The sequence below is a fragment of the Cereibacter ovatus genome, assembly GCF_900207575.1.
In the GTDB taxonomy this organism is placed as follows: domain Bacteria; phylum Pseudomonadota; class Alphaproteobacteria; order Rhodobacterales; family Rhodobacteraceae; genus Cereibacter_A; species Cereibacter_A ovatus.
This window is the reverse complement of sequence record NZ_OAOQ01000002.1, coordinates 71,786-96,296: the sequence shown is the minus strand read 5'-3', so window position 1 is coordinate 96,296 and position 24,511 is coordinate 71,786. Positions and strand designations below refer to the sequence as shown.

Here is a 24,511-nt window from a genome sequence, read left to right as displayed (position 1 = left end):
ATTCCGCGCCGGGGGCTGGCCGTCCAGTCACTCGGACAGGCCCGGCTCGTCCAGCAGGGTGCGACCCTGCCGATCCTCGATCTCGATCACCCAGAGGTCGGGATCGAAGCGGCGCTGCCGACTGATCGCGGCATCCACCTCGGATTCGGGGCCGTCTGCCAGAACCACCCAGGCGCGTGCGCCCGTCATCAGGTCGAAGGACCGCTGAAAGCAGCGCGCCTGCCCGTCAAGCGTGGCGCATTTCACCAGCAGCGCGCCGGCCGTGGCGTCGCCCTTGGCGGTGACATAGGCGGGAATGTCGGCCAGCCGCAACCGCACCAGATAGGCGCGCACCCAGAAATCGGCGGACAGGCGGGCGGTCATGCCGCCGCGAGACCGGCGGGGGCCATGGCCTTAGTCGCCGTCCTTGAAATCAAGGCCCATCTCGGAATACCGCTCGGGTTCTTCCAGCCAGTTCGGGCGCACCTTCACTTGCAGGAACAGATGCACGGGCCGCTCAAGGAAGGCCGCGATCTCGGCACGCGAGGCCTGGCCGATCTGCTTGATCGTCTCGCCCTTGTTGCCCAGCACGATGCCCTTGTGGCCGTCGCGCGCGACATAGACCACCTGATCGATGCGGGTCGAGCCGTCGGGGCGATCCTCCCAGGCCTCGGTCTCGACCGTCAGCTGGTAGGGCAGTTCCTCGTGCAGGCGCAGGGTCAGCTTTTCGCGGGTGATCTCGGCCGCGATGGCGCGCATCGGCACGTCGGCAATCTGGTCTTCGGGGTAGAACCACGGGCCTTCGGGCAGAACACCCGCCAGCCACTGACGCAGCTTGTCGACGCCATAGCCCTTCTCGGCCGAGATCATGAAAGTCTCGGCAAAGGGGAAGGCGGCGTTCAACTCTTGCGCAAGGCCCAGAAGAACCTCGGCTTTCACCCGGTCGATCTTGTTGATGGCCAGCGCGACCTTCTGGCCCTGCGGGATGCGGTCGCGCATGGCGTCGATGATGGCCTTGGTGCCTTCGGTCAGGCCGCGATGCGCCTCGACCAGAAGCACGATCACATCGGCGTCGGCCGCCCCGCCCCAGGCGGCGGCGACCATCGCCCGGTCCAGCCGGCGGCGGGGCCGGAACAGGCCGGGCGTGTCGACAAAGACGATCTGGGTGGCGCCCTCCATCGCCACGCCGCGGATGCGGGCGCGGGTGGTCTGGACCTTGTGGGTGACGATCGAGACCTTGGCCCCGACCATCCGGTTGAGAAGAGTGGATTTTCCGGCGTTCGGCTCGCCGATCAGCGCCACGAAACCCGCGCGGGTGGTGTCAGTCATGTCGTGCCTCCATCCGCGCGAGAAGCGCCCGCGCCGCCGCCTGTTCCGCCACGCGCTTGGTGCCTGCCGCGGCGCGTTCGGTCTCGCCATTCTCCAGCCGGACCTCGACGGTGAACACCGGCGCATGGTCGGGGCCGGTGCGGTCCACTGCCTGATAGGCCGGCGGCGGCAGTCCGCGCGCCTGCGCCCATTCCTGAAGCGCGGTCTTGGCGTCGCGGGCATCCGCATCGACCTTGGCGATCCGGTCGCCCCACAGCCGCAAGACCACCCGCCGGGCGGATTCGAATCCCCCATCCAGATAGACCGCGGCGATCACCGCTTCCAGTGCGTCGCCCAGAAGCGCCTCTTTCCGCCGCCCGCCCGACATCATCTCGGACCGGCCCAGTTTCAGAACCTCGCCCAGCCCCAGATCGCGGGCGACATCGGCGCAGGTTTCCTTGCGCACCAAGGCATTGAAGCGGGGGGCCAACTGCCCCTCGCTGGCCTTCAGGTCGGCCCCCAGAAGCGCCTCGGCCATCACAAGACCCAGCACGCGGTCGCCCAGAAATTCCAGTCGCTGGTTGTCGGGCCGTGTGGTCGACGACAGCGAGGAATGGGTCACCGCACGCAGCAACAGCTCGGGGTCGCGAAAGTCGTGCCCGATGCGGCCCGCAAAGGCCCGGAGGTCAGCCGACAGTTTCAATCGATCGCCTTGAAGAAGCGGTCGGCGCGCCATGTCCAGAAATACAGCATCGAACGCCCGGCAGACGAGAACATGATCCGGTCGGCGCGACCGATCAGGTTTTCGGCCGGCACGAAGCCCACGCCGCCCACGGCCTGACCATAGCGGCTGTCCTGACTGTTGTCGCGGTTGTCGCCCATGAAGAAGTAATGTCCCGCCGGCACGGTGAACACATCGGTGTTGTCGCCAAAGCCGTTGGTGTCGATGTTCAGCACGTCATGGCTGCGCTCGCCCGGAAGCGTTTCGGTATAGCGGCTTTTCGCGCAGGTGCCGCCTTCCCCCACGGGGCCGTTCTCGCAGCGGGGCAGGTTGCCCATCGGGCCTTGCTGTTCGTAGATCTCTTCGAACACGCCGGCGGGTTGCTGCGCGATTTCCTCGCCGTTCAGGAACAGCACGCCGTTCTTCATCTGGATACGGTCGCCCGGCAGGCCGATCAGCCGCTTGATGAAATCCGATCCGTTCACCGGATGGCGGAACACCACCACATCGCCGCGCTCGGGTTCAGAGAAGAACAGCCGGCCGGTAAAGGGGCACATCGAGAACGGGCAGGAATATTGCGAATAGCCATAGGCCATCTTGTTGACGAACAGGAAATCCCCGATCAGCAGCGTGTCCTTCATCGACCCCGAAGGAATCCAGAACGGTTGGAAGAACAGGGTGCGGAACACGCCCGCGATCAGCAGCGCGTAGACGATGGTCTTGATCGTCTCCAGAATGCCGCCTTCGGATTTCGCCTTGCTCGCCATGAACTCTGCCTTATCTGTTTCCGGCCTTGCGCCTGGTCCCGGGTCGGGCGCTTCATGCGCGCCGAGGGGGGCCAAGTCAAGCTGACTGCGCCGCGCGGGGGCGGGCTTCGATCACCACGAAGGCCTGTGCCCAAGGGTGATCGTCGGTCAGGCTGACATGCACCACCGCCTCGTGGCCCGGGGGCGTCATCGCGGCCAGCCGCTCGGCGGCCCAGCCGGTCAGATGCATCACCGGCTGGCCCGAGCCAAGGTTGGCCACGCTCATGTCCTTCCACGAGATGCCCATCCGCAACCCGGTGCCCAGCGCCTTGGAGCAGGCCTCTTTCGCGGCCCAGCGTTTGGCATAGGTGCCGGCCACATCGGCGCGACGATCCGCCTTGGCCTGTTCCAGATCGGTGAACACCCGGTCGCGGAACCGCGCGCCGAAACGGGCGAGGGTCTGCTCGATCCGCTCGATATTGGCCAGATCGGTGCCGACACCCAGGATCATGTCAGCCGCGGGCCTCGCGCGCGGCATCCATGCGGCTGCGCATCCCTTCGATCGCGCTGCCAAGGCCGCGGAAGATCGCCTCACCGATCAGGAAATGGCCGATGTTCAGCTCCATCACCTGGGGGAAGGCGGCGATTTCGGCCACGGTGTCATAGCTGATGCCATGGCCGGCGTGAACTTCCAGACCCAGCGAATGGGCCAGCGCCGCGCCTTCGCGCAGGGCTTCCAACTCGCGTGCGGCCTCATCCCGGCGGCCTTCGGCCACAAGGTCGCAGTAATGGCCGGTATGCAGTTCCACCACCGCGGCGCCAATCTCGGCCGAGGCTTCGATCTGGCGCACGTCATGGCCGATGAACATCGAGACCCGGCAGCCTGCCTCGCGCAGTGGCGCGATATAGTCGCGCAGGCGGGGGATGTCGCCCGCCACCTCGATGCCGCCTTCGGTCGTGCGTTCCTCGCGCCGTTCGGGGACAAGGCAGACCGCGTGCGGCTTGTGGCGCAACGCGATGGCCTGCATCTCGGGCGTGGTTGCCATCTCGAAGTTCAGCGGCACGCCAAGGCCCGCCATCAGCGCCGAGATATCCTCATCCCGGATATGGCGGCGATCCTCGCGCAGATGGGCGGTGATGCCGTCCGCCCCCGCCGCCTCGGCAAGAAGGCCGGCGCGCAGCGGGTCGGGGTAGGTGGTTCCGCGCGCGTTGCGCACCGTCGCCACATGATCGATGTTCACACCCAGCCGCAGCCGACCCAAAGGTTTCATCGCCGGTTCATCCCTGCAAAGGTTTTCCGCATCACCCTAAAGGCTTCTGCGGTCCGCGTCATCCGTCTCGGCCAGCCCGCGACGGCGACGCCGCGCGCGGCGGGCCTCGGCCTTCAGCGCGCGGATCTTCTGATAGGCGCCGATGATCGGGATGGTCAGGTAATAGCAGATCATCCCCACCGCGATGCCCGGCAGGATGCCGCCGACCAGATAGGGCAGGAAAATGATCTGGAAGAAATGTGCCAGGCTGGACCAGCGCGTGGGATCGGCGGTGAAGATCGCAAGGATATTGGACCAGATCTCGGTCCCGGCGCTGGTGAAAGCGTCGAAGATCGTCAGAACGGTCAGCTTTTCCTCGATCCCCAGCATCCAATGGCCGAACTCGACCGACGAGATGGCAATCAGCGGCGTGGTGATCGGGTTGCCGATGAAGGTCGCCAGCAGCGCGGCAAGGATGTTGCCGCGCAGGATCAAGGCCAGAAATGCGGCGCCAAGGAAATGAAAGCCGAACAGCGGCGTGAACGAGATGAACACACCGGCGAACACACCGCGCGCGATGCGGTGCGGCTCGTCCGGCAGTCGGGTCAGGCGGTGCTTGACATATTGCGCCGCGCGCTTCCAGCCGCCACGGGGCCAGACGCTTTCGGTGGCGAGTTGGCGCCACGTCCTGGGAACACGCCGTTTGAAAACCAAATCGACCCTCGTGGCCCCGTCAGGGCCTTCTGCTGAGATCGCGGAACCGGGTGATCTGGGCCACATCCGTCTCCGCCTCAAGGGCGGTCATCAGGGTGTGCAGATGCTCGGCATCGCGCAGGTCCACATCCACCAGAAGGCGGTAGAAATCCGGCTTTCGGTCAGTGAACCTCAGATCCGAGATATTGGCCTTCTGCTCTCCGATCAAGGTGCATATCCGCCCGAGCACGCCGGCATCATTCGAAATGGTCAGATCCAGCGTCACCGTATGCACCGGCGCATGGCGACCGGCGTGCCAGTGCAGATCGATCCAGCGCGAGGGCTGTTCCTCGAATTCCTCCAGCGCGGGGCAGTCGATGGCGTGGATCACCACGCCCTGCCCGCGGTAGGTGATGCCCACGATCCGCTCGCCCGGAACGGGCTGGCAGCAGGGGGCGCGGCGGAACTGCTGATCTTCGGACAGGCCGACGAAGGGGCGTTTGATGTCCACTTCGGGCCCGCTGGTGCGGATCAGTTCAGGGTAAAGCGTCTCGACCACCTTGCGCGCGGTCAGCTCGGCACTGCCGAGTTGCGCCAGAAGCTCGGTCTCGTCGGGCAGACCCAGCATCTTGGCGGCAGTGCGCAGCGCCTTGTCGGTGGCTTTCTTGCCGACATGATCGAAGGCCGCCCGCACAAGTTCCTGCCCCAGCTTGACGAACCGGCCGCGGTCTTCCTCGCGCAAGCTGCGCCGGATCGCGGCCTTGGCGCGGCCGGTGGTCACGATGTCGATCCAGGAGGCCTGCGGGCGCTGACCTTCGGCGGTGATGATCTCGACCGACTGGCCGTTCTTCAGCCGCGTCCAAAGCGGCACGCGGATGCCGTCGATCTTGGCCGAAACGCAGGAATGGCCGATGCGGGTATGGATCGCATAGGCGAAATCCAAGGGCGTCGCCCCGCGCGGAAGCTGGATGACATCGCCCTTGGGCGTGAAGCAGAATACCTGATCGGTATACATTTCCAGCTTCACGTTTTCCATGAACTCGTCATGGTCGTCTTCGTCCAGCCGCTCGGTCAGGCTGGCGATCCACTTCGCCGGATCGACGGCGAAGGGGTTATGGACGCGAACACCTTCCCGATAGCTCCAGTGCGCGGCAACACCGGCCTCGGCGACCTCGTGCATCTGGCGGGTGCGGATCTGCACCTCGACCCGCTTGCCGTCGCGCCCCGAAACCGTGGTGTGGATCGAGCGGTAGCCGTTCGACTTCGGCTGGCTGATGTAGTCCTTGAACCGGCCCGGCACCGCGCGCCACCGCTGATGGATCACGCCAAGGATGCGGTAGCAATCGGCCACATCCTTGCAGATCACGCGAAAGCCGTAGATGTCCGACAGGCGGGAAAAGGCCAGATCCTTTTCCTGCATCTTGCGCCAGATCGAATAGGGCTTCTTGGCGCGGCCGTAGACGTCGGCCTCGATCTGGGCCTTTTCCAGTTCCAGACGGATGTCGGCGGTGATCTTGTGGACCACATCGCCGGTTTCGCGCTGAAGCGTGATGAAGCGGCGGATGATCGAGTTGCGCGCCTCGGGGTTCAGGACGCGGAAGGCAAGGTCTTCCAGCTCTTCGCGCATCCACTGCATGCCCATACGGCCGGCAAGGGGGGCAAAGATCTCCATCGTCTCGCGGGCCTTCTGGGCCTGCTTTTCCGGGCGCATCGACTTGATCGTGCGCATGTTGTGCAGACGGTCGGCCAGTTTGACCAGAATCACCCGCAAGTCCTTGGACATCGCCATGAACAGCTTGCGGAAGTTCTCGGCCTGCTTCGACTGCGCCGAGGACAGCTCCAGATTGGTCAGCTTGGTAACACCGTTCACCAGTTCGGCGATATCGTCACCGAACAGGCGCGCAACCTCGGTATAGGTGGATTTGGTATCCTCGATCGTGTCGTGCAGCAGCGCGGTCACGATGGTCGCATCGTCCAGCCGCTGTTCGGTCAGGATGGCGGCGACGGCAACGGGATGGGTGAAGTAGGGCTCGCCCGAATGGCGGAACTGCCCCTCATGCATCTGACGGCCGTAAGCATAGGCCCGGCGGATCAGATCGGCATTCGTGCGCGGATTATAGTTGCGAACGAGGGCGATCAGGTCTTCGACGTCGATCATGGCCCCCGCCGCGTCAATTCGAGTGCAATCAGTGCTGGCCCTGCGCTTCCATCAGCGCACGCAGCAGCTTTTCTTCCGACATGTCGTCCTGCACCGGGCGATCGATCTCGCCGCCCATCAGCAGCGCCATCTGGTCGTCTTCCGGCTCGTCCACCTCGATCTGGGTCTGGTGGCTTTCGATCATGCGTTCGCGCAGAACTTCGGCGCCCTGGGTCTCGTCTGCGATCTCGCGCAGGGCGACGACAGGGTTCTTGTCGTTGTCGCGGTCGATGGTCAGCGGCGAACCCGAAGCGATCTCGCGTGCCCGGTGGGCAGCCAGCATCACCAGTTCGAACCGGTTCGGGACCTTGTCAACGCAATCTTCAACCGTCACGCGGGCCATGGAAGTCTCCGTTTCGAACAGGGGGCATGGAGCGGCCTATGTAGACCGCGACTCGCCCCTTGACAAGCCCGGAGTCCCCGTTCCGCGATCAGGCAGGCGAACCACGGCGGCGCGATCCGCTTCGGGCAGCGCGGCCAGCATCTCGGCCACGGTCCGGCCAAGCAGCGGATGGCGCCAATCGGGCGCGATCTCGGCCAGCGGAACCAGCACGAAGGCGCGGTCCTGCATCCGGGGATGGGGCACCACCGGCACGTCCGGCGCAAGGCGGGCCTGATCCGCGGGCGGCAGCAGGCGCCATCGGGTCTGCGTCTCGGCGTCGGGGGAAACCGAATCACCCAGCGCGATCAGATCAAGGTCAAGCGTCCGGCTGCCCCAGCGTGTCAGGCGGCGTCGGCCAAAATCCGCTTCGATCCGATGCAGTTCCGCAAGGATGGACACAACATCCCGACCCGCGGGCAGATGCAGGCTGACGGCCGCATTGACGAAGTCCGGACCCGATCCGGCAGGAAAACAAGGAGTCAGATACAGGCCACTGGCACGAAAATCCCCGCAAGACACCTTTGCAAGCGCAGAAACCGCCTGCGTCACCGTGTCCGCAGATGACCCACCCTGCCCCGGCAGGTTCGCCCCCAATGCAACCAGAGCGTGCTTTCCTGTTCGCCTGTCCAATGGTATAAGTTTCTGACCACGCGCGCTTGCCGCTAGATGTATTACACTGATATCCGACCCCGTGTCGATTTTTCCTTATCGGATCCGATTTTCGAACAAGGCAGATTGGCAGGGCAAGGGTTCTCGAGGAGACAAGGATAATGTTCTACAAGGACGAACGGCTCGCGCTGTTCATAGACGGGTCAAACCTCTACGCGGCAGCGAAGGCCCTGGGGTTCGACATCGACTACAAGCTGCTGCGGCAAGAGTTCATGCGCCGCGGCAAGCTTTTGCGCGCCTTCTACTACACCGCCCTGCTGGAGAACGACGACTATTCGCCGATCCGCCCGCTGGTGGACTGGCTGCACTACAACGGCTTTTCGATGGTGACGAAGCCGGCCAAGGAATACACCGACAGCCAGGGCCGCCGGAAGGTCAAGGGCAACATGGACATCGAACTGACGGTCGACGCCATGGAACTGGCGCCGCGCGTCGATCACATCGTGCTGTTTTCGGGCGATGGCGACTTCCGGCCGCTGGTGGAAAGCCTGCAACGGCAGGGCGTGCGCGTGTCGGTCGTGTCCACGATCCGCAGCCAGCCGCCGATGATCGCAGACGAGCTTCGCCGTCAGGCCGACAATTTCATCGAACTGGACGAGTTGCGCGAAGTGATCGGCCGCCCCCCGCGCGAGCCGCGGGTGGAACGCGAGGAAATCGCCGTCGAGGCGAAATGACCCTGGCCGGCGCGTCCTTGCGGGCGCGCCGGCCAAGGATGCGGCATCCTGTGGCGGGTGCCCTGCCGGGTCTGGACCTGTACCCGCTTTGAGAATACCTCTGGGGCTGCACAGGACAGAAGAGCCGGCCGATGACAAAGCCCCACCTCACCCTTTACCTTGCCGCCCCGCGCGGCTTCTGCGCCGGCGTCGACCGCGCGATCCGGATCGTCGAAATGGCGCTGGAGAAATGGGGCGCCCCGGTCTACGTCCGGCATGAGATCGTTCACAACAAGTTCGTGGTGGACCGGCTGGCCGCGATGGGCGCCGTCTTCGTCGAGGATCTGGACGATGCGCCCGACGACCGTCCGGTGATCTTTTCGGCGCATGGCGTGCCGAAATCGGTCCCGGCCGAGGCCGAACGGCGCAACATGATCCATGTCGATGCCACCTGCCCGCTGGTCGCGCGCATTCACATGGCCGCCGAACGATTCAACGAGGCCGGCCGCCAGTTGGTGATGATCGGCCACAAGGGCCACCCCGAAACCATCGGCACCATGGGCCAGTTGCCCGAGGGCGAGGTTCTGCTGGTCGAGACGGTCGAGGATATCGCCGGCCTTGAGGTGCGCGACCCGGAAAAGCTGGCGCTGATCACCCAGACCACGCTGTCGATCGACGATACAGCCGAGGTGATTGCCGCTCTGCGTGAGAAGTTTCCCTCGATCGAGGTGCCCGCGAAGGAAGACATCTGCTACGCCACCACCAACCGGCAGGGCGCGGTCAAGGCGCTGTCGCAAAAGGTCGAGGCGCTGCTGGTGATCGGGGCGCCGAACTCGTCGAACTCGCGCCGGCTGGTCGAGGTGGGCGCCGCCTCGGGCTGCAAGGTGGCGCAACTGGTGCAGCGCGCGACCGACATCGACTGGGATGCGCTGGACGGCGCGACCGCTGTCGGCCTTGCCGCAGGGGCCTCGGCGCCCGAAGTGCTGGTGGATGAGGTGATCGCCGCCTTCCGCGAGCGGTTCAACCTGACGGTCGAGACGGTCGAGACAGTTCAGGAACGCGTCGAGTTCAAGGTTCCACGCATCCTGCGCGAGCCCGTCTGACCCCCGGAACGCCGGGGGGCAGCCCCCGGTGTGACCGGCTTCAGGCACCCCACCGCATCACCGACCGGCCGCCGAGATCCCGAACCGGCATGACAGACACGGCCATGGCGCCTAAATGCGCCGAATCGTGTCGCCGGGTTCCAGCTTCGGCTCCAGCTCGATCACCACCCCCGAGGTCGCCCCATCCGGCCGCTTGCCCGCGACGATCTCGGCCGCCCTGCGCCCGATTTCCAGCCGGCAGGCGTCCATCGTGGCCAAACGACAGGGCAGGCCCTGCACCAGTTCCACCCCGTTGAAGCCGGCAAGGCCGACCTTTCCCGGCACGTCGATCCCGTGGTTCAGGCACCACAACAGCCCGCCCGCACCGATCATGTCATTGGAGTGATACAGAAAATCCAGATCCGGGCTACGGGTCATGATGGCTTCCGTCATCTCGCGCCCCTTCAGCAGCGCCGATCCGCCGGAATAGAATTCCCGATCCTCGACCTGCAAGCCCTGCGCGGCCAGTGCGGCTTCGAACCCTTCCAGACGCTTCCGGGCGCGGTGGTCATGGGGCATCATCGTGCCCAGAAAACCGATCCGGCGATAGCCCGCCTGAACGATCGCCTCGGCCATTTTCCGCCCGGCACGGCGATGCGAGATCCCCACCGCGCTGTCCACCGGGGTGCCATCGACATCCATGATCTCGACGATCGGAATGCCGGCATTTTCCAGCATCGCCCGCGCCGCCGGGCTACGCTCCAACCCGGCGATGATGATGCCCGAAGGGCGCCACGAAAGCATCTCATACAGCACCTTCTCTTCGCGTTCGGGCGAATAGTTGGTGACGCCGACCACCGGCTGAAGGCCGGTATCTTCCAGAACTTCCGAAACGCCGGTCAGCACCTCGGGGAAGACCATGTTCGACAGCGACGGAATGATGACCGCGACAAGGTTCACCCGCTGGCTGGCCAGCGCCCCCGCGATCCGGTTCGGCACATAGCCCAGCGCCCGCGCCGCGGCCAGCACCCGTTCACGCGTGGGCCCCGAGACATCGCCACGGTTGCGCAGCACCCTGCTGACCGTCATCTCGGACACGCCCGAGGCATCGGAGACGTCGCGCAGGGTCAGCGTGCGCCGCTGAAGGGCGGGGGCCGGGTCTTTCGCCACGGAAACATCTCTCTCGCAGTGAAGTTACATTTTGTTGTTAGCGCCAAAGGGGGGGCTTGTCCAAGTCCCCTCGCCATGGCATGTTAGCGGTAACGGCCGGGAACGGCCAACAGGATCCTAAGCGTCGTGCAAGCTCTCCAAATCGGACGCGATGGACCAATGGGGGGGTGGTGGGCCAAGAGTCACTCCCCCAACTCTCCTTTCCCGACAGCACGATCGGCGCGGACGCGGCTTGCAAGCCGCGCTTTTTGCCCCCATTAAGGGGCAGGCCTCAGTGGCCACCGGCCCCGTAGCTCAACGGATAGAGCGATCCCCTCCTAAGGGATAGGTTGCAGGTTCAAGTCCTGCCGGGGTCACCATGAAATCAACAGCTTGGTGTCTTTCACAGGATCGCGTGAAGTAAAGCCACATGCCAGATCCCCGCGGAAGCCCGGAACCTGCGTGGTTCCTGCGGCCATTTCCTTCGCAATAGCCATGGCTTAGGGTGCGATCGGCAAGGGAGCGGGGCGGATGACGGATGCGCTGGTGATCGGGGGCGGCCCGGCGGGCCTGATGGCGGCCGGGGAACTGGCGCGGGCCGGCCGGAAAGTGCTTCTGTGCGACGCCCGGCCCAGTGTCGGGCGCAAGTTTCTGATGGCCGGCAAATCGGGCCTGAACCTGACCAAGGACGAGCCGCCAGACCAGTTCCTGCGCCACTATGACGAGGCCGCGGACTGGTTGGCCCCGATGCTGCGCGCCTTCGGCCCGGCCGAGGTGCAGGACTGGGCGCGCGGCCTTGGCCAGCCGGTCTTTACCGGCTCGTCCGGGCGGGTGTTTCCGGTGGCGATGAAAGCCTCGCCGCTGTTGCGGGCCTGGCTGGGGCAGCTTTCGGGCCTTGGGGTCGAGATCCGCACCCGTTGGCGCTGGGAGGGCTTTGGCACGGGGCTGCGCTTTCGCACGCCGACAGGCGTCACCGACCTGCGGCCCGCGGTGACCGTGCTGGCGCTGGGGGGCGCAAGCTGGTCAAGGCTGGGATCTGACGGCGCATGGGCCCCATGGCTGGCCGCGAAAGGGGTCGACATCGCACCGTTCCGGCCCGCCAACATGGGTTTTCGGGTCGAATGGTCGGCCCACATGGCCCGCCATTTCGGGGCGCCGGTGAAGGGCGCGGCGCTGTGCGTGGCCGACAGGCGCGAGCGGGGCGAGTTCGTGGTCTCGGCCCGCGGAATCGAGGGCGGCGGGATCTATGCCGTCTCGCGGTTGCTGCGCGAGGGGGCGGCGCTGACGCTGGACCTGCTGCCGGATCTGACGCCGGCGCAGATTCTGGCACGGTTTGCGAACCTGCGGCCGGGCGAAAGCCTGCCGAACCGGCTGCGCAAGCTGGGATTGTCGCCGGTGGCGGTGGCGCTGGTGCAGGAATTCGCCCGGCCGCTGCCGCAGGGCGAGGCGTTGGCGCAGCGACTGAAGGCGCTGCCGGTGCCGCTGGCCGGGCCGCGGCCGCTGGACGAGGCGATCTCGACCGCGGGGGGCATCACCCGCGCGGCACTGACCGACGGGCTGGAGCTGCGGGCGCTGCCCGGCATCTTCGCCTGCGGCGAGATGCTGGATTGGGAAGCGCCCACCGGGGGATATCTGCTGACCGCCTGCCTTGCGACCGGACGCCATGCCGGCCGCGCGGCGGCGGGGCGTTAAAGCCCCGGCGCCACCCCAAGGATGCTGCGGCGGCTGAAGCTGGTGCCGCGGTTCATGCCAAAGTCGAACCGCGCGCCGATGCCGATGTAGGGCTCGGTTCCGTCAAGGCCCAGATCGTCGGAATTGACCGCGCCCAGTTCGGCCGTCAGCGCGAATCCGTTCGGCAGGCTGTAATCGCCGGTCACGCCGAAGCGGGTGGCGTCGATCCCTTCCATGTCGACATGCTGGACCTTGCCGCCGACGCCAAAGCTGCCCATCGTCTGAAGCCGCCCCTCGACGCCCATCATCGAGCCGGTCAGGCCGGAGCTTTCGGTGCGCCCGACATAGGCCTCGACCTCGAAGGTATCGGACCGCTGGCCGACCTCGAAGCCGTAGAAATCGACATTGTCGCCATCCAGATCGTCCACGCCGTAAAACACCCCCAGCGCGGTTTGCTGGTTGACGTAGAAAAGCCCGTGCAGGGCGAAGGCGGTGGCGGTGTCGTCAATCTCGCGCAGCTTCGCCAGTCCCAGATCGCCCTGCACACCGATCATCGGGCTGAAGGCAAACTCGGCCGAGCCGCCCAGAGATGTCTTGGCGATGCCGCTGTCCTCGGTGAAGAAGGAATGGCCGAAATCGAGCGACGCGCCGGTCATCTCGGCCAATGCCGGGGTCGCCGCCAGCGCCGCGACGAACGCGAGCACGGAAAGCCTGTTCATGGTCTGCTCCAAGTTTCTTGTTCTGCCTGAACGCTGGATTAGCACGTTCCATCGGGCGAATCACCCCCCGTCGCGCCTATCGGGCGGTGGACAGGCGGATCAAGGCGCGTTCCATCACGGCCATCCCCGGAGCGCGGCTGCTGGATCGCAGCGTCAGGTCGGTCTCGATCAGCAGGGACAGCGCGTCTTCCAGTCTCCGCATGCCCCACTTTTGCGCCTGCCGCTGCATCTTTTCGCGCCTGCGGTTAAAGCCCGCAGGCGCCGAATCGGCGCCCGAGGCCATGCGGTGCAGGCTGCGGAAATGCCGTGTGGCCCCGATGCAAAGCGTGACAGGGTTCACGCCCTGCGCCTCAAGCCGGCGCAGCAGCGGCGCCACATCGGTCCGCCGCCCTTCGGCCACGGCATCAAGCACATCGTCCAACTCGGCCTCGACCGAGGCCGGGGCCAGCGCCGCCAGTTCCGCAACCGTCAGCGGCCCGGCATCGCGGAACTTGTAAAGACCCAGCTTTTCGATCAGTTGCCGCAGATCGCCGGGATCAAGATCGCGGGACAGCGCCAGAAGCCCTTCCATCGCCGCAGGATCGACCGCGGCAAGCCCGCTGCTGCGCAACATGCCCTGAATCTCGTCCCGGGTCGGCGGATCGTCATAAAGCCCGATCGAAACCGCGTTGGGATGGGCGTCAAAAATCTTTTTTAGCGCGGATTTGCCTGTCAGCCCGCCCGCCGTCACCACCAGTTGCGCATCGCCCGGCCGCCAGTCCTTCAGCGCGCCGGTCAGAAGCTGCGTCAGCCCATCTGTCGCATCTTCGACCAAGACCACACGCGGGCCGGGGAAAAAGCTTTTCGCCATCAGCGCATCCGCCAGCGCGGCCGGATCGCGCCGCAGATCCGAGGCCGCAAGCCGGGCAAGCCGCATCTCGGCCGGCCCCTCCGGGCCGATCAGGGCGGCCACCGCTTCCTGACGCTTCAGGGCAACGCGCATCGCATCCTGCCCGAAGATCAGCAGACCCGCGCGGGCCGGATCGGGCTTCGCAAGATAGCGCGACGCCTCGGCCCCTTTCAGGATCATTTCAGCCAGCGCCCAGAGGTGGCAAGCAGATGGGTCACGATCTCGTCGGCCAGTATCCGCATCAACCGGCTTGAGGCGTCCTCTTCCGCGCTCAGCGTTGCCACGGTCGAGCCGGTCGCCGACCACGAGGTGAAGCTTCTGGCGCGGCCGCTGGTGACGACCTGCCCGGAGGCGTGGTCCTTCAGTGAAAAATCCACCCGCCCGTTCAGATTGTAGCGGGTGATCGAGTTTTCGCCGGTGATGCCCACGCTGTCGATGTCGGTGGCGATCCGATAGGTCAGATCGAAGCGCGCCGCCGCGGGGCGGCCGAGTCGTTCTTCCAGCCTCTCGACCAGTTCGAAGCCCTGCCGATCCGACGGATCGTCGGCACGAACCGCGCCCCACAGCCGCTCGGCCGGGCCGCCCGGTGCATAGGCCGGACTGAACCCGCAACCGGCAAGCGCCAGTGTGGACAGAAGAAAGGTGCGGCGGTCAGACGACGACATTGACGATGCGCCCCGGCACGACGATCAGCTTTTTCGGGGCGTTGCCCGACAGCGCCTTCTGCACAGCTTCGTCCGCCAGCACCAGCTTTTCAACCTCGGATGCGGGCATGTCCTTCGACACGGTGATTTCCGCCCGACGCTTGCCGTTGATCTGGATCGGCAGCGTCACCGTATCGTCGATCAGCAGCGCCGGATCGGCCTTGGGCCAGGGCGCCTGCGCAACCAGACCCTCGCCGCCCAGCATGTGCCAGACCTCTTCGGCCAGATGCGGCACCATCGGCGACATCAGCTGTGCCATGGTCCGCATCGCCTGCCGCTTTGCCCCTGCCCCCGCGGCCGAGCGCGACAGCGTGTTGGTGAATTCGTAAAGCTTGGCGATGGCCTTGTTGAAGGCAAAGCCCTCGATGCCCTGCGTCACCTCGGCGATGGCGCGGGCGGTCGCCTTGTCCAGCGCCGCATCCTCGGCATTGGCGGCACTGTCGGCGCGGCTGATCTCATCGGCCAGACGCCAGACGCGGCCCAGATGCTTGAACGCCGCCTCGGCGCCCGAGGCCGTCCATTCCACATCCCGCTCGGGCGGGCTGTCCGACATCACGAACCAGCGCGCGGTATCGGCGCCGAACTGGGCGATGATGTTCATCGGATCGACGACGTTTTTCTTCGACTTCGACATCTTGGCCGAGGGGATGATCTCGACCGGGGTGCCGTCCGCCAGCCGCCCGTCGGTCACATCCTCGGGCAGGTGATAGACCGGCCGGCCCGCGGCGTCGCGGGTCATGTAGATCTCGTGCGTGACCATCCCTTGGGTGAACAGCGCGTTGAACGGCTCGATCGCCTTCGCGGGCAGGTGGCCGGTCTTCTGCATCGCCCGCGCGAAGAAGCGCGAATACAGCAGATGCAGAATCGCATGCTCGATGCCGCCGATATACTGATCGACGTTCATCCAGTAATCGGCTTCCGCCGGATCGGTGGGCGTCGCCGCCCGCGGCGCGGTAAAGCGGGCGTAATACCACGAGGAATCCACGAACGTATCCATCGTGTCGGTCTCGCGTCGGGCCTTGGCACCGCATTTCGGGCAGGTGCAGTCGCGCCACGTCGGATGGCGGTCCAGCGGGTTGCCCGGCACGTCGAAGGTCACATCGTCGGGCAGGCGGACCGGCAGATTCGCCTTGGCCTCGGGCACCACACCGCAGGTCTCGCAATGGATCACCGGGATCGGGCAGCCCCAGTAGCGTTGCCGGCTGATCCCCCAGTCGCGCAGGCGGTAGTTGGTGACACCATGCCCCACGCCTTGCGATTCGCAAAAGTCGATGGCGGCGGCGACACCATCTTCGCCGGTCTGCACCTGCGAGCCGGCAAAGCCGCGGACGTAAACCACCCGCTCGGATTTCATCGGCACGAAGGCTTCGGTCAGCGGCGCTTCCTCGGTGCCTTCGGCCACGAACACCGGCGGGATCGGCAGCCCGTATTTCGTCGCGAACTCGAAGTCGCGCGGGTCATGCGCCGGGCAGCCGAAAATCGCCCCCGTGCCGTAATCCATCAGGATGAAGTTCGCGATATAGACCGGCAATTCCCACGCGGTATCAAACGGATGCCGAACCCGGACCCCGGTCTTGAAACCTTTTTTCTCGGCCTTTTCCAACGCCTCTTCCGAGGTGCCGACACGACGGCATTCGGCCACGAATTCGGCCACGCCGGCGTCATGCCGCTCCAGATGTTTCGCCAGCGGATGATCGGGCGAGATCGCGGCGAACGACGCCCCCATCAGCGTGTCGGGCCGGGTGGTGTAAACCTCCAGCCGGTCGAACCCTTCGGGCGCATCCACCGTCGAAAACGCGAACTGCAACCCGCGCGACTGGCCGATCCAGTTGGCCTGCATCAGCCGCACCTTTTCGGGCCAGTCCTTCAGCGTATCCAACGCCTCAAGCAACTCTCCGGCATAGTCCGAGATCCGGAAGAACCACTGCGTCAGCTCGCGCCGCTCGACCGCCGCACCGGACCGCCAGCCCTTGCCGTCGATCACCTGCTCGTTCGCCAGAACCGTCATGTCGACCGGATCCCAGTTCACCACCGCGTTCTTGCGGTAGATCAGCCCGGCTTCCATCATGTCGATGAACATGGCCTGTTGCTGACCGTAATACTCGGGATCGCAGGTCGCGAACTCGCGGCTCCAGTCGATCGACAGGCCGAGCGGCTTCATCTGCGCCCGCATATCGGCGATGTTGCCGTAGGTCCAGTCCTTGGGATGGCCGCCGCGCTCCATCGCGGCGTTTTCGGCCGGCATCCCGAAGGCGTCCCAACCCATCGGATGCAGCACCGAATAGCCGGCCGCGGCCTTCTGCCGCGCCACCACATCACCCATGGTATAGTTGCGCACATGGCCCATGTGGATGCGCCCCGAGGGATAGGGGAACATCTCAAGCACATAGTATTTCGGCCGCGCGGGGTCGTGCCGCGCCTTGAACACGGCCGCCTCGTCCCAGGCGGCCTGCCAACGGCTTTCGGTTGCAGCGGGATCGTAACGCGACATGGCGGCCTCTTTGGAAAGGATCGCCCGCAGTTACACCCACGCGCGCCCCAAGGTCCAGAGCCGCGCCTTTTACAGCTTCGCGTCGCGCAGTCGCAATTGCCGCGCCCGGTTCAGGATCGCATCCTCGACCGCGCGCTGCGTCTCGGCCGAGACGGTCCCGCCGCCCTGCGTCTGCAACGACACCTTCAACGACCGCGCATCCAGCGCCGGGTCCTGCACATAGACCGTCGCGCGATAGGCCCGCCCGCCGCCCGGCGGCACGCCATAGCCGGTTGCGAACACCCCGGTGAACGGATCGACCGACTGCACCGGCAGGAAGTTCAGCACCTCAAGCGCGGCGTTCCAGATATACTTGTTCACCTCGACGGTGGTGTTCGGATCGTCCTTGGTGCGGAACAGATCCCACATGGACGAGCTTTCGCCACGCGCGCCCACGTTGCGCTCGGCCCATTCGGCATCGCGCTGCGCCTGCCCCGCGGCCACCTGCCGGTCGGTCGCGGCCCTGCGCGCATCGGCGTCGCCCCTGCCGAACAGGCCGCCACCACAGGCGGCAAGCGAAAGCACAAGTCCGCCAAGGATGGCTGTGCGCGCAAGGCGATGGAAGGTCATGCGGTCCCCCGTTCCGACGTTGGCTGCTGTCTAGCTTAGGCCATGGGGCGTGCCAAGGTTTTTCCCGCGCCCAACGCGCCCGCGGCGGAAACGGGGCCTTATCCGCGCCTTGCACCGCCCGCGGGGCGGCGGAAACGACTGTGGCAAGACTGCACCATCGCCGGCGTTCTTCCCCCGGATCTGGCCGTTCCAATTGCAATCGCGGGCCTCAAGAGGGAAACAGACTTCAGGCCCACTCGGATTCCCCTGAGGGGGGCGCAGACGAGATAAACGAGGGAAACTATGAAACAGATTCTTCTTGCGACCACCGCCCTGGTCATGACCGCTGGCGTCGCCGCGGCCGAAATCACCTTCAGCGGCTCGGCCGAAATGGGCGTTGTTGGCGGTGGCGATAATGCGACCGAACGCGGCGGCCACACCGGCGGCAACACCGAGTTCCACAACGACTTCATGCTGAAAGTCGCCGCCACCGGCGAAACCGACACCGGCCTGTCGTTCGGCGTCAGCGTCGAGATCCAGAAAGACGAAGGCAACTCGAACGGCAACTTCGCTGCCGACAACGAAGCTTTCTTCATCTCGGGCGCCTACGGCACCCTGACGATGGGCGAAATCGACGGCGCCATGGACTGGGCGATGACCGAGAACGTCGGCAACCCGGGTTCGATCGCTGACGACGAAACCGAGCACGCCGGCTACTTCGGTGCGTTCGGCGACGGCGCCTACGACAACCAGATCGCCCGCTACGACTACAGCTTCGGCGACTTCGGTGTGGCGATCTCGGCCGAACTCGACGACACCGACACCGTCAGCAACGGCTATGCCATCGGTCTGAAATACGCGGCCGACCTCGGCGGCATCGGCATGGGCTTCGGCCTCGGCTACCAGTCGCTGGAGACCGATGGATTCTGGAACCTCGGCAACCTCGAAGACTTCACCGGCACCGTGATCCCGGCCGGTGAGGATATTGACATGCTCGGCGCCTCGATCACCGCTGACTTCAACAACGGCTTCGTGGCGGGCCTCGCCTACACCGACATCGACTTCGAAGGCGATGCCGATGCGGACCACATCGGCGTTTCGGCTGGCTACACCACCGGCGCGTTCGAAATCGGCGCCAACTACGGCGTGTTCGACTTCGAAGGCGGCGAAGCCAAAGGCTGGGGCATTGCTGCTGCTTATGACCTCGGCGGCGGTCTGAAAGTCCACGGCGGCTACGGCGACTCGGACATCGACGGCCTCGACGGCGACTACGAAACCTACTCGGTCGGCGTCTCGATGGCGTTCTGATCGGATTTCCGATCCTGAACGGAAAGAGCGGGCTTCGGCCCGCTCTTTTCATTTGCGCCAAGCCGTTCGACAGCGCCCCCCGGCCCGTGCTACGTCGCGGCAAAGCCCCTGCGGAAGGCCCGATCATGCTGCCCCTGAACCCCGCCCACCTGCCGAAACTGATGGCCGAGGCCCAGCAGCTTCTTGCCAAGGGCCGCCTGTCCGAAGCCGAAGGCCGCTATCGCGCCATCCTGGCCGTTGCGCCCGATCATGCCGCAGCCCGGTTGCAGCTTGGCCGCCTGCTGGCCGCCCGCAAACCGCCCGAACAGCCCACCGCCGGCAAGCCACCAAAACCCGTGGCGCACCCCCGGATCGGCCGCGCCGCCCCGGTCGAGGTCAAGGCCCTGCTGGCCGATTATAACGCCGGCCGGATGCCCGCCGCCGAAAAGCGCGCCGCCGCCCTGCTGCGCGCGGCGCCCGATTCGGCGCTGGTGGCCGATGTGCTGGGCAGCGCCCGGATGGCCCTGGGCCAACCCGAAGCCGCGCTTGACGCCTTTCGCCGCGCCACCGAACTGGAACCCGGCTGGTCTGATGGCCACCTGCATCTGGCGCAGGCGCTGGTGCGGCTGAACCGCCCGGCCGAGGCGTTGGAACCCGCCTCTCGCGCGGCCATGCTGACGCCGAAACCGGCGCGGGCGCTGTGCCTTCTGGCGCTGGCCCATGTGCGGCTTGGGCGGCCGGCGCAGGGTCTGGCGGCCCTGAAAGCCGCCACCGCCGCCGAGCCTGCGAACGCCGACGCCCAGTTCCAGCTGGGCGTGCTGCACAGCGACCTGCGCCATCTGACCGAAGCCGAAGCAGCCTTCCGCGCGGCCGAGGCTGCGGGAAACCACAGCGCGCTGTTGCAGATGCGGCTGGGGCAGGTGCTGGTGCAACAGGGCGACGAGGCCGGCGCCGCCGTCTGCTATGACAAGGGGCTGACGGCCGAACCCGACCACGCCCTGCTGATCTCGCGCAAGGCGCTGCTGTTGCAGAACCGCGGCGCGTTCACCGAGGCCGAGGCGCTGTTCCGCCGCGCCATCGCGCTGTCGCCCGCCACGGGCGAATTCTACCGCCTGCTGTCCGCCAGTCTGAAAATGGCCGAAGACGACCCCCTTCTGGCGGAAATGCAGCGCCGGTTCGACGATCCCGCCACCCCCGACGCCGACCGGATGCAGTTCGGCTTTGCGCTGGCCAAAGCGATGGAGGATCTGAAGCGCCACGACCGCGTGTTCACCTATCTGCGCCCCGCCAACCAGTTGATGCGCAAGGCCCATCCCTACGACATCGCCACCCGCCGCGCCGAGGTGGATGCCATCCTGCGCGCCTTCTCCGATTTCGCGCCGATCACCGTCAGCGGCCGGTCCGACGCTGCCCCCGTGTTCGTGACCGGGATGCCGCGGTCCGGCACCACGCTGGTGGAGCAGATCATCGCCAGCCACAGCCGCATGACCGGCGGCGGCGAAATCGGCATTGCCGCCCGCGAGGCGCAGAAGGTGGTGGTGGACGCACGCGGCAACTGGCGCCCGTGGGCCAGCCTTGCCCCCGACGAGATCGCCGGCATGGGCCATCGCTATGTCGACCAGATCCGCCGCCGTTTCCCCGAGGCGGTTCAGGTCACCGACAAGTCGATCCAGACCCACGCATGGATGGGCCTGATCGCGCAGGCGCTGCCGCAGGCGCGCTTTGTCGTGGTGCGTCGCGATCCGCGCGACACGGCGCTGTCGATCTATCGCAACGTCTTTGCCGAGGGCACGCATCTTTACGCCTACGACCTGCATGACCTTGGCCGCTATTTCCGTATGTTCGACGAGTTGATCGACTTCTGGCGCGGCAAGATGCCCGGCGGCTTCCATGAGGTGCAGTATGAAGACCTTGTGGCCAACCCCGAGGATGAATCGCGCCGTCTGATCGCCGCCTGTGGGCTGGATTGGGAAGACGCCTGCCTGAACTTCCACGAAAACACCCGTCGCGTGCAGACACTCAGCCTGTTTCAGGTGCGCCAGCCGATCTATCGCAGCTCGACCCACGCATGGGAGCGTCACCGGGACGATCTGAAAGAGTTGCTCGACGCGCTGGAGGCCCCCGATGCTTGAGACGATCCGCGCCCGCATCGCCCGCGCCTGCGCCGCCGCGGGGCGTGCGCCGGATGCCATCCGGCTGATCGCAGTGTCCAAGGTGCAGCCGCTTGACCGCGTGGTGGCGGTGCTGGAACAGGGCCACCGGGTCTTCGGCGAGAATTATGTGCAGGAAGCGGCCGGCAAGTGGCCCGGATTGCGCGACCGCTTCGGCCCGGTCGAGGTGCATATGATCGGCCCGCTTCAGACCAACAAGGCGAAGGTGGCGGTGGGGCTGTTCGATGCGATCCACACACTGGACCGGCCCTCGCTGGCGGAACGGCTGGCGCGGCTGGCACAGGATCGAGGCGCCTGCCCCGATCTGTTCGTGCAGGTGAACACCGGCGCCGAGCCGCAGAAGGCCGGCGTCCTGCCGTCCGAGGCCGATGCCTTCATCGGCCTGTGCCGCGGGATGGATCTGCCGGTGCGCGGCCTGATGTGCATCCCGCCCGAAGATCAGGACAGCACCCCGCATTTCGCCGCACTGGCCGGGATCGCGGCGCGGAACGGGCTTGCCGGCCTGTCGATGGGGATGAGCAGCGATTTCGAGGCCGCCATTGCCGCAGGGGCCACCCATGTCCGCATAGGCTCGGCCATCTTTGGCGAGCGAAGCTATCCGCCGCGCGGCTGACGGCTCAGGTCACCACCAGTCGGGTTTGCGGATCGATCCGGTTCACGATCCACACCAGATCCGCGCGCGAAAAGGCGACACAGCCCGCCGTGGGCCAGCGCGGCCGGCGCCATGTGTGGATGAAGATGGCCGAGCCGCGCCCCGGCACGGCCTCGGGCCAGTTCCAGTCGGTCGTCAGGATCACGTCATACAGCGGATCGGGACGGCTGAGCCGTTCGTGACCAAAGCGATGCGGCGCCCGGACCATCAGGTTGTAATCGGGGTCGCGCGGATCGTCGGACCACAGATCCGACGGCGAGACAGGCACCGCCCAATCCGGCAGCGCCGATGCCGCCACCCGGTCGGGGCGATACAGCAGCCCCGCGATGCGATGGACGCCGCGCGGGGTCGCGCCGTCGCCTTCGCGTTTGGCATCGGTGATGCCACCGCGCCCGATCGAACAGGGAAACCGCCGCCCCATGAACCGCGCGCCCCAGCGGTTCACCACCAGATCCGTCATGCCAGATGCCCCGATTTGGCGGCCTTGGTCGCCAGATACCCTTCGTTGATCGCATTCCGGCCGACATGCAGCGGCACACGTTCAGCGACGCGGATGCCGTTCGCCTCCATCATGCGGATCTTGGCCGGATTGTTGGTCAGCAGCCGCACCGCCGAAAACCCCATCTGCCGCAGGATGCCGGCACCGATGCGGAAATCGCGCTCGTCATCTTCAAAGCCAAGGCGATGGTTGGCCTCGACCGTGTCAAATCCCTGATCCTGCAAGGAATAGGCCCGCATCTTGTTCGCCAGCCCGATCCCCCGCCCTTCCTGATTCAGGTAAAGCAGCACACCCGCGCCCTCTTCGCCCATCCGCGCCAGCGCGGCCCGCAACTGTGGCCCGCAATCGCATTTCAGGCTGCCCAGCACGTCGCCGGTGAAGCAGGCCGAATGAAGCCGCGCCAGCACCGGCTGTGCGCGGTCGGGGCGGCCGATCTCGATGGCGTAGTGTTCCTCGCCGCCGTCCTCGGGGCGGAACACATGCACCCGCCCCGCCTGCGAGGCGACCATGGGCACCCGCGCCGACACCACCGGATGCAGGGGCGATCCGCGCAACAGTTCCGGCGCGACCTCGGCCAGCGGCAGCAGCGTCAGCGCGTGTTCCGCCGCAAGGCGCAACGGATCGGCCACCGGAACCACCAGTGCCGCGGGCAGCAGATGCGCCGACTTGGCCAGCGTCAGCGCCGCGCGATGCAGCGCCGCCCCCCCGCCACGCAGCGACCGCAGCGGCCCCTTCATCGGCAGCCGCAGGTCATCGGCCGGGTCGGCCACCGCCTTCAGCCAGTCGACACCCGCCGCTTCGGGCACCTCGATCCGCGCCAGATCGCCGTCATAGGCCCGGGCCTTCAGCGTCTCGGCCCGGCGCGCGGTGATCGCCAGTTCGGCCACCCCCAGCCCGCGCAGGTCAGCCAGTCGCGCGGGGTCCAGCGCCTCGACCGCCACCGCCAGAACGCCCCGCCCGGCATCGGTCAGCACCACCGGCACCCCCATCCGCAGGTCGCCCCGCGCGCGGTTCAGGCGTTCGACGATGGTGGGGGCAAGCGGCATGGGGGCATCCTTTCCCGTCCTTCCTAGCCGCGCCTGAAGGAAATTGAAACAATCCCGGCGATTGCGACACGACCGCGTGAGAGTCTGGCCACAAATCTTGCCTCACCGCGCGACCACGCACATGTGATCGTCAAAGCGAAGGAGAAAACCGATGGCCGCGCTGAAAAAGATCCTTCTGGTGGACGACGACGACGACCTGCGCGAGGCGCTGAGCGAACAGTTGGTAATGACCGAGGATTTCGACGTGTTCGAGGCCGCCTCGGGCGCCGAGGGCATAGAGAAGGCCAAGGCCGCGCTTTACGATCTGGTCATCCTCGATGTGGGCCTGCCAGACACCGACGGACGAGAGCTGTGCCGCCTGATGCGCAAGGCCGGGGTGAAGTGTCCGGTGCTGATGCTGACCGGACATGATTCGGACAGCGACACGATCCTGGGCCTTGATGCGGGCGCGAACGACTATGTGACCAAGCCTTTCAAGTTTCCGGTGTTGCTTGCGCGCATCAGGGCGCAACTTCGTGCGCATGAACAATCAGAGGATGCGGTGTTTCAACTTGGGCCCTACAGCTTCCGCCCGGCGCAGAAGATGCTGGTGGACGAGAAGGACAGGAAGATCCGCCTGACCGAGAAAGAAACCAACATATTGAAGTTTCTTTATCGCGCATCACAGGATGTTGTGGCTCGGGATGTGCTCCTCCACGAAGTCTGGGGCTACAATGCAGGTGTCACAACCCACACGCTAGAGACCCACATCTACAGGTTGCGCCAGAAAATCGAGCCCGATCCGTCCAATGCGCGACTTCTGGTCACGGAATCCGGCGGATACAGGCTTGTTGCGTGAGATCAAGTTAATGCCCAGAGTGTATGTTATAGATGATTTCAGGCGGATCGTTTTCCCGCCACACGCGATCCCTTCCGTGTCGGGGGAATGACACGGACCCTCCCTGTTGGATCTGGCCGGGCCTTGT

Annotated in this window: 25 protein-coding genes and 1 tRNA gene; 8 read left to right on the top strand and 18 right to left on the bottom strand. The window is 66.0% G+C overall.

Translation table 11 applies throughout. The features are described 5' to 3' along the window. Positions 1 to 27: 27 nt before the first annotated feature. The 10 genes from CRO07_RS02610 to folK form a co-directional block, all read right to left on the bottom strand. Positions 28 to 363, bottom strand: a complete 336-nt coding sequence (locus CRO07_RS02610) for a DUF1491 family protein (protein ID WP_097029137.1) — start codon at positions 361 to 363, stop codon at positions 28 to 30. Positions 364 to 393: 30 nt separating this feature from the next. Beyond that, the gene (era, locus tag CRO07_RS02605; protein ID WP_097029136.1) at positions 394 to 1,308 is read right to left on the bottom strand and encodes a GTPase Era; all 915 of its coding nucleotides are present in this window, start codon (positions 1,306 to 1,308) and stop codon (positions 394 to 396) included. After that, complete coding sequence (gene rnc, locus CRO07_RS02600; RefSeq protein ID WP_097029135.1) at positions 1,301 to 1,990, bottom strand: ribonuclease III; 690 nt, start codon at positions 1,988 to 1,990, stop codon at positions 1,301 to 1,303. Before rnc ends, era begins: the two co-directional genes overlap by 8 nt. After that, positions 1,987 to 2,775, bottom strand: a complete 789-nt coding sequence (gene lepB / locus CRO07_RS02595) for a signal peptidase I (protein WP_097029134.1) — start codon at positions 2,773 to 2,775, stop codon at positions 1,987 to 1,989. Before lepB ends, rnc begins: the two co-directional genes overlap by 4 nt. A gap of 76 nt (positions 2,776 to 2,851) precedes the next feature. Next, positions 2,852 to 3,265 carry a holo-ACP synthase gene (gene acpS / locus CRO07_RS02590; RefSeq protein ID WP_097029467.1) on the bottom strand — a complete coding sequence of 138 codons (414 nt, stop codon included), beginning with the start codon at positions 3,263 to 3,265 and terminating at the stop codon, positions 2,852 to 2,854. Between the two features lies 1 nt (position 3,266). Next, positions 3,267 to 4,025, bottom strand: a complete 759-nt coding sequence (locus CRO07_RS02585) for a pyridoxine 5'-phosphate synthase (RefSeq protein WP_097029133.1) — start codon at positions 4,023 to 4,025, stop codon at positions 3,267 to 3,269. 36 nt (positions 4,026 to 4,061) lie between these two features. Beyond that, entirely contained in the window at positions 4,062 to 4,718 is a 657-nt protein-coding gene (locus tag CRO07_RS02580) for a DUF2062 domain-containing protein (protein WP_097029132.1), read from the bottom strand. A gap of 19 nt (positions 4,719 to 4,737) precedes the next feature. Beyond that, a complete protein-coding gene (locus CRO07_RS02575; protein ID WP_097029131.1) occupies positions 4,738 to 6,855 on the bottom strand; it encodes a RelA/SpoT family protein in 2,118 nt (705 codons plus the stop codon). Between the two features lie 28 nt (positions 6,856 to 6,883). Beyond that, on the bottom strand, positions 6,884 to 7,237 hold the full coding sequence (gene rpoZ / locus CRO07_RS02570) for a DNA-directed RNA polymerase subunit omega (RefSeq protein WP_097029130.1): 354 nt from the start codon (positions 7,235 to 7,237) through the stop codon (positions 6,884 to 6,886). Positions 7,238 to 7,273: 36 nt separating this feature from the next. Continuing rightward, a complete protein-coding gene (folK, locus tag CRO07_RS02565) occupies positions 7,274 to 7,870 on the bottom strand; it encodes a 2-amino-4-hydroxy-6-hydroxymethyldihydropteridine diphosphokinase (protein ID WP_097029129.1) in 597 nt (198 codons plus the stop codon). Between the two features lie 176 nt (positions 7,871 to 8,046). On the opposite strand from folK, the gene CRO07_RS02560 reads away from it, so the two are divergent. Beyond that, positions 8,047 to 8,619, top strand: a complete 573-nt coding sequence (locus CRO07_RS02560; protein WP_097029128.1) for a LabA-like NYN domain-containing protein — start codon at positions 8,047 to 8,049, stop codon at positions 8,617 to 8,619. 131 nt (positions 8,620 to 8,750) lie between these two features. Then, positions 8,751 to 9,701 carry a 4-hydroxy-3-methylbut-2-enyl diphosphate reductase gene (gene ispH / locus CRO07_RS02555; protein WP_097029127.1) on the top strand — a complete coding sequence of 317 codons (951 nt, stop codon included), beginning with the start codon at positions 8,751 to 8,753 and terminating at the stop codon, positions 9,699 to 9,701. A 111-nt stretch (positions 9,702 to 9,812) separates the two neighbouring features. Here ispH and CRO07_RS02550 read toward each other — a convergent pair whose 3' ends face one another. Beyond that, entirely contained in the window at positions 9,813 to 10,850 is a 1,038-nt protein-coding gene (locus tag CRO07_RS02550; protein ID WP_097029126.1) for a LacI family DNA-binding transcriptional regulator, read from the bottom strand. A gap of 283 nt (positions 10,851 to 11,133) precedes the next feature. On the opposite strand from CRO07_RS02550, the gene CRO07_RS02545 reads away from it, so the two are divergent. Both CRO07_RS02545 and CRO07_RS02540 read left to right on the top strand, forming a co-directional pair. Further along, a tRNA-Arg gene (locus CRO07_RS02545) sits at positions 11,134 to 11,209 on the top strand. Positions 11,210 to 11,360: 151 nt separating this feature from the next. Further along, positions 11,361 to 12,521 carry a TIGR03862 family flavoprotein gene (locus CRO07_RS02540; protein ID WP_097029125.1) on the top strand — a complete coding sequence of 387 codons (1,161 nt, stop codon included), beginning with the start codon at positions 11,361 to 11,363 and terminating at the stop codon, positions 12,519 to 12,521. Here CRO07_RS02540 and CRO07_RS02535 read toward each other — a convergent pair. From CRO07_RS02535 to CRO07_RS02515, 5 genes are all read right to left on the bottom strand, one after another. Next, a complete protein-coding gene (locus tag CRO07_RS02535) occupies positions 12,518 to 13,219 on the bottom strand; it encodes a hypothetical protein (protein ID WP_097029124.1) in 702 nt (233 codons plus the stop codon). The two genes, CRO07_RS02540 and CRO07_RS02535, sit on opposite strands and share 4 nt — an antisense overlap. A 76-nt stretch (positions 13,220 to 13,295) precedes the next feature. Further along, complete coding sequence (gene holA, locus CRO07_RS02530; RefSeq protein ID WP_097029123.1) at positions 13,296 to 14,288, bottom strand: DNA polymerase III subunit delta; 993 nt, start codon at positions 14,286 to 14,288, stop codon at positions 13,296 to 13,298. Further along, entirely contained in the window at positions 14,285 to 14,773 is a 489-nt protein-coding gene (lptE, locus tag CRO07_RS02525) for an LPS assembly lipoprotein LptE (protein ID WP_097029122.1), read from the bottom strand. Before lptE ends, holA begins: the two co-directional genes overlap by 4 nt. Then, positions 14,760 to 17,303 carry a leucine--tRNA ligase gene (leuS, locus tag CRO07_RS02520; RefSeq protein WP_097029121.1) on the bottom strand — a complete coding sequence of 848 codons (2,544 nt, stop codon included), beginning with the start codon at positions 17,301 to 17,303 and terminating at the stop codon, positions 14,760 to 14,762. The genes lptE and leuS overlap by 14 nt, the downstream gene beginning before the upstream one ends. A gap of 69 nt (positions 17,304 to 17,372) precedes the next feature. Further along, entirely contained in the window at positions 17,373 to 17,912 is a 540-nt protein-coding gene (locus tag CRO07_RS02515) for a DUF3576 domain-containing protein (RefSeq protein WP_097029120.1), read from the bottom strand. A 282-nt stretch (positions 17,913 to 18,194) separates the two neighbouring features. Here CRO07_RS02515 and CRO07_RS02510 point away from each other — a divergent pair, with 282 nt between their 5' ends. The 3 genes from CRO07_RS02510 to CRO07_RS02500 all read left to right on the top strand — a co-directional run bounded on the left by CRO07_RS02510 (position 18,195) and on the right by CRO07_RS02500 (position 21,962). Continuing rightward, positions 18,195 to 19,199, top strand: coding sequence for a porin (locus CRO07_RS02510; RefSeq protein WP_097029119.1), 1,005 nt, complete (start codon positions 18,195 to 18,197; stop codon positions 19,197 to 19,199). Positions 19,200 to 19,324: 125 nt separating this feature from the next. Next, the gene (locus CRO07_RS02505; RefSeq protein ID WP_097029118.1) at positions 19,325 to 21,310 is read left to right on the top strand and encodes a tetratricopeptide repeat-containing sulfotransferase family protein; all 1,986 of its coding nucleotides are present in this window, start codon (positions 19,325 to 19,327) and stop codon (positions 21,308 to 21,310) included. Next, positions 21,303 to 21,962: a YggS family pyridoxal phosphate-dependent enzyme gene (locus CRO07_RS02500; protein ID WP_097029117.1), complete on the top strand. Its 660-nt coding sequence runs from the start codon at positions 21,303 to 21,305 to the stop codon at positions 21,960 to 21,962. The genes CRO07_RS02505 and CRO07_RS02500 overlap by 8 nt, the downstream gene beginning before the upstream one ends. Positions 21,963 to 21,966: 4 nt before the next feature. Here the strand turns inward: CRO07_RS02500 and CRO07_RS02495 are convergent, their stop codons facing one another. Further along, positions 21,967 to 22,461: a L,D-transpeptidase family protein gene (locus CRO07_RS02495; protein WP_097029116.1), complete on the bottom strand. Its 495-nt coding sequence runs from the start codon at positions 22,459 to 22,461 to the stop codon at positions 21,967 to 21,969. Continuing rightward, positions 22,458 to 23,546 (bottom strand): GTP cyclohydrolase II, encoded by a 1,089-nt coding sequence (gene ribA / locus CRO07_RS02490; RefSeq protein WP_097029115.1) that lies wholly within the window; start codon positions 23,544 to 23,546, stop codon positions 22,458 to 22,460. Before ribA ends, CRO07_RS02495 begins: the two co-directional genes overlap by 4 nt. Positions 23,547 to 23,697: 151 nt before the next feature. Here ribA and CRO07_RS02485 point away from each other — a divergent pair, with 151 nt between their 5' ends. Then, positions 23,698 to 24,384, top strand: a complete 687-nt coding sequence (locus CRO07_RS02485; RefSeq protein ID WP_097029114.1) for a response regulator transcription factor — start codon at positions 23,698 to 23,700, stop codon at positions 24,382 to 24,384. The last annotated feature ends 127 nt before the right edge of the window (positions 24,385 to 24,511 follow it).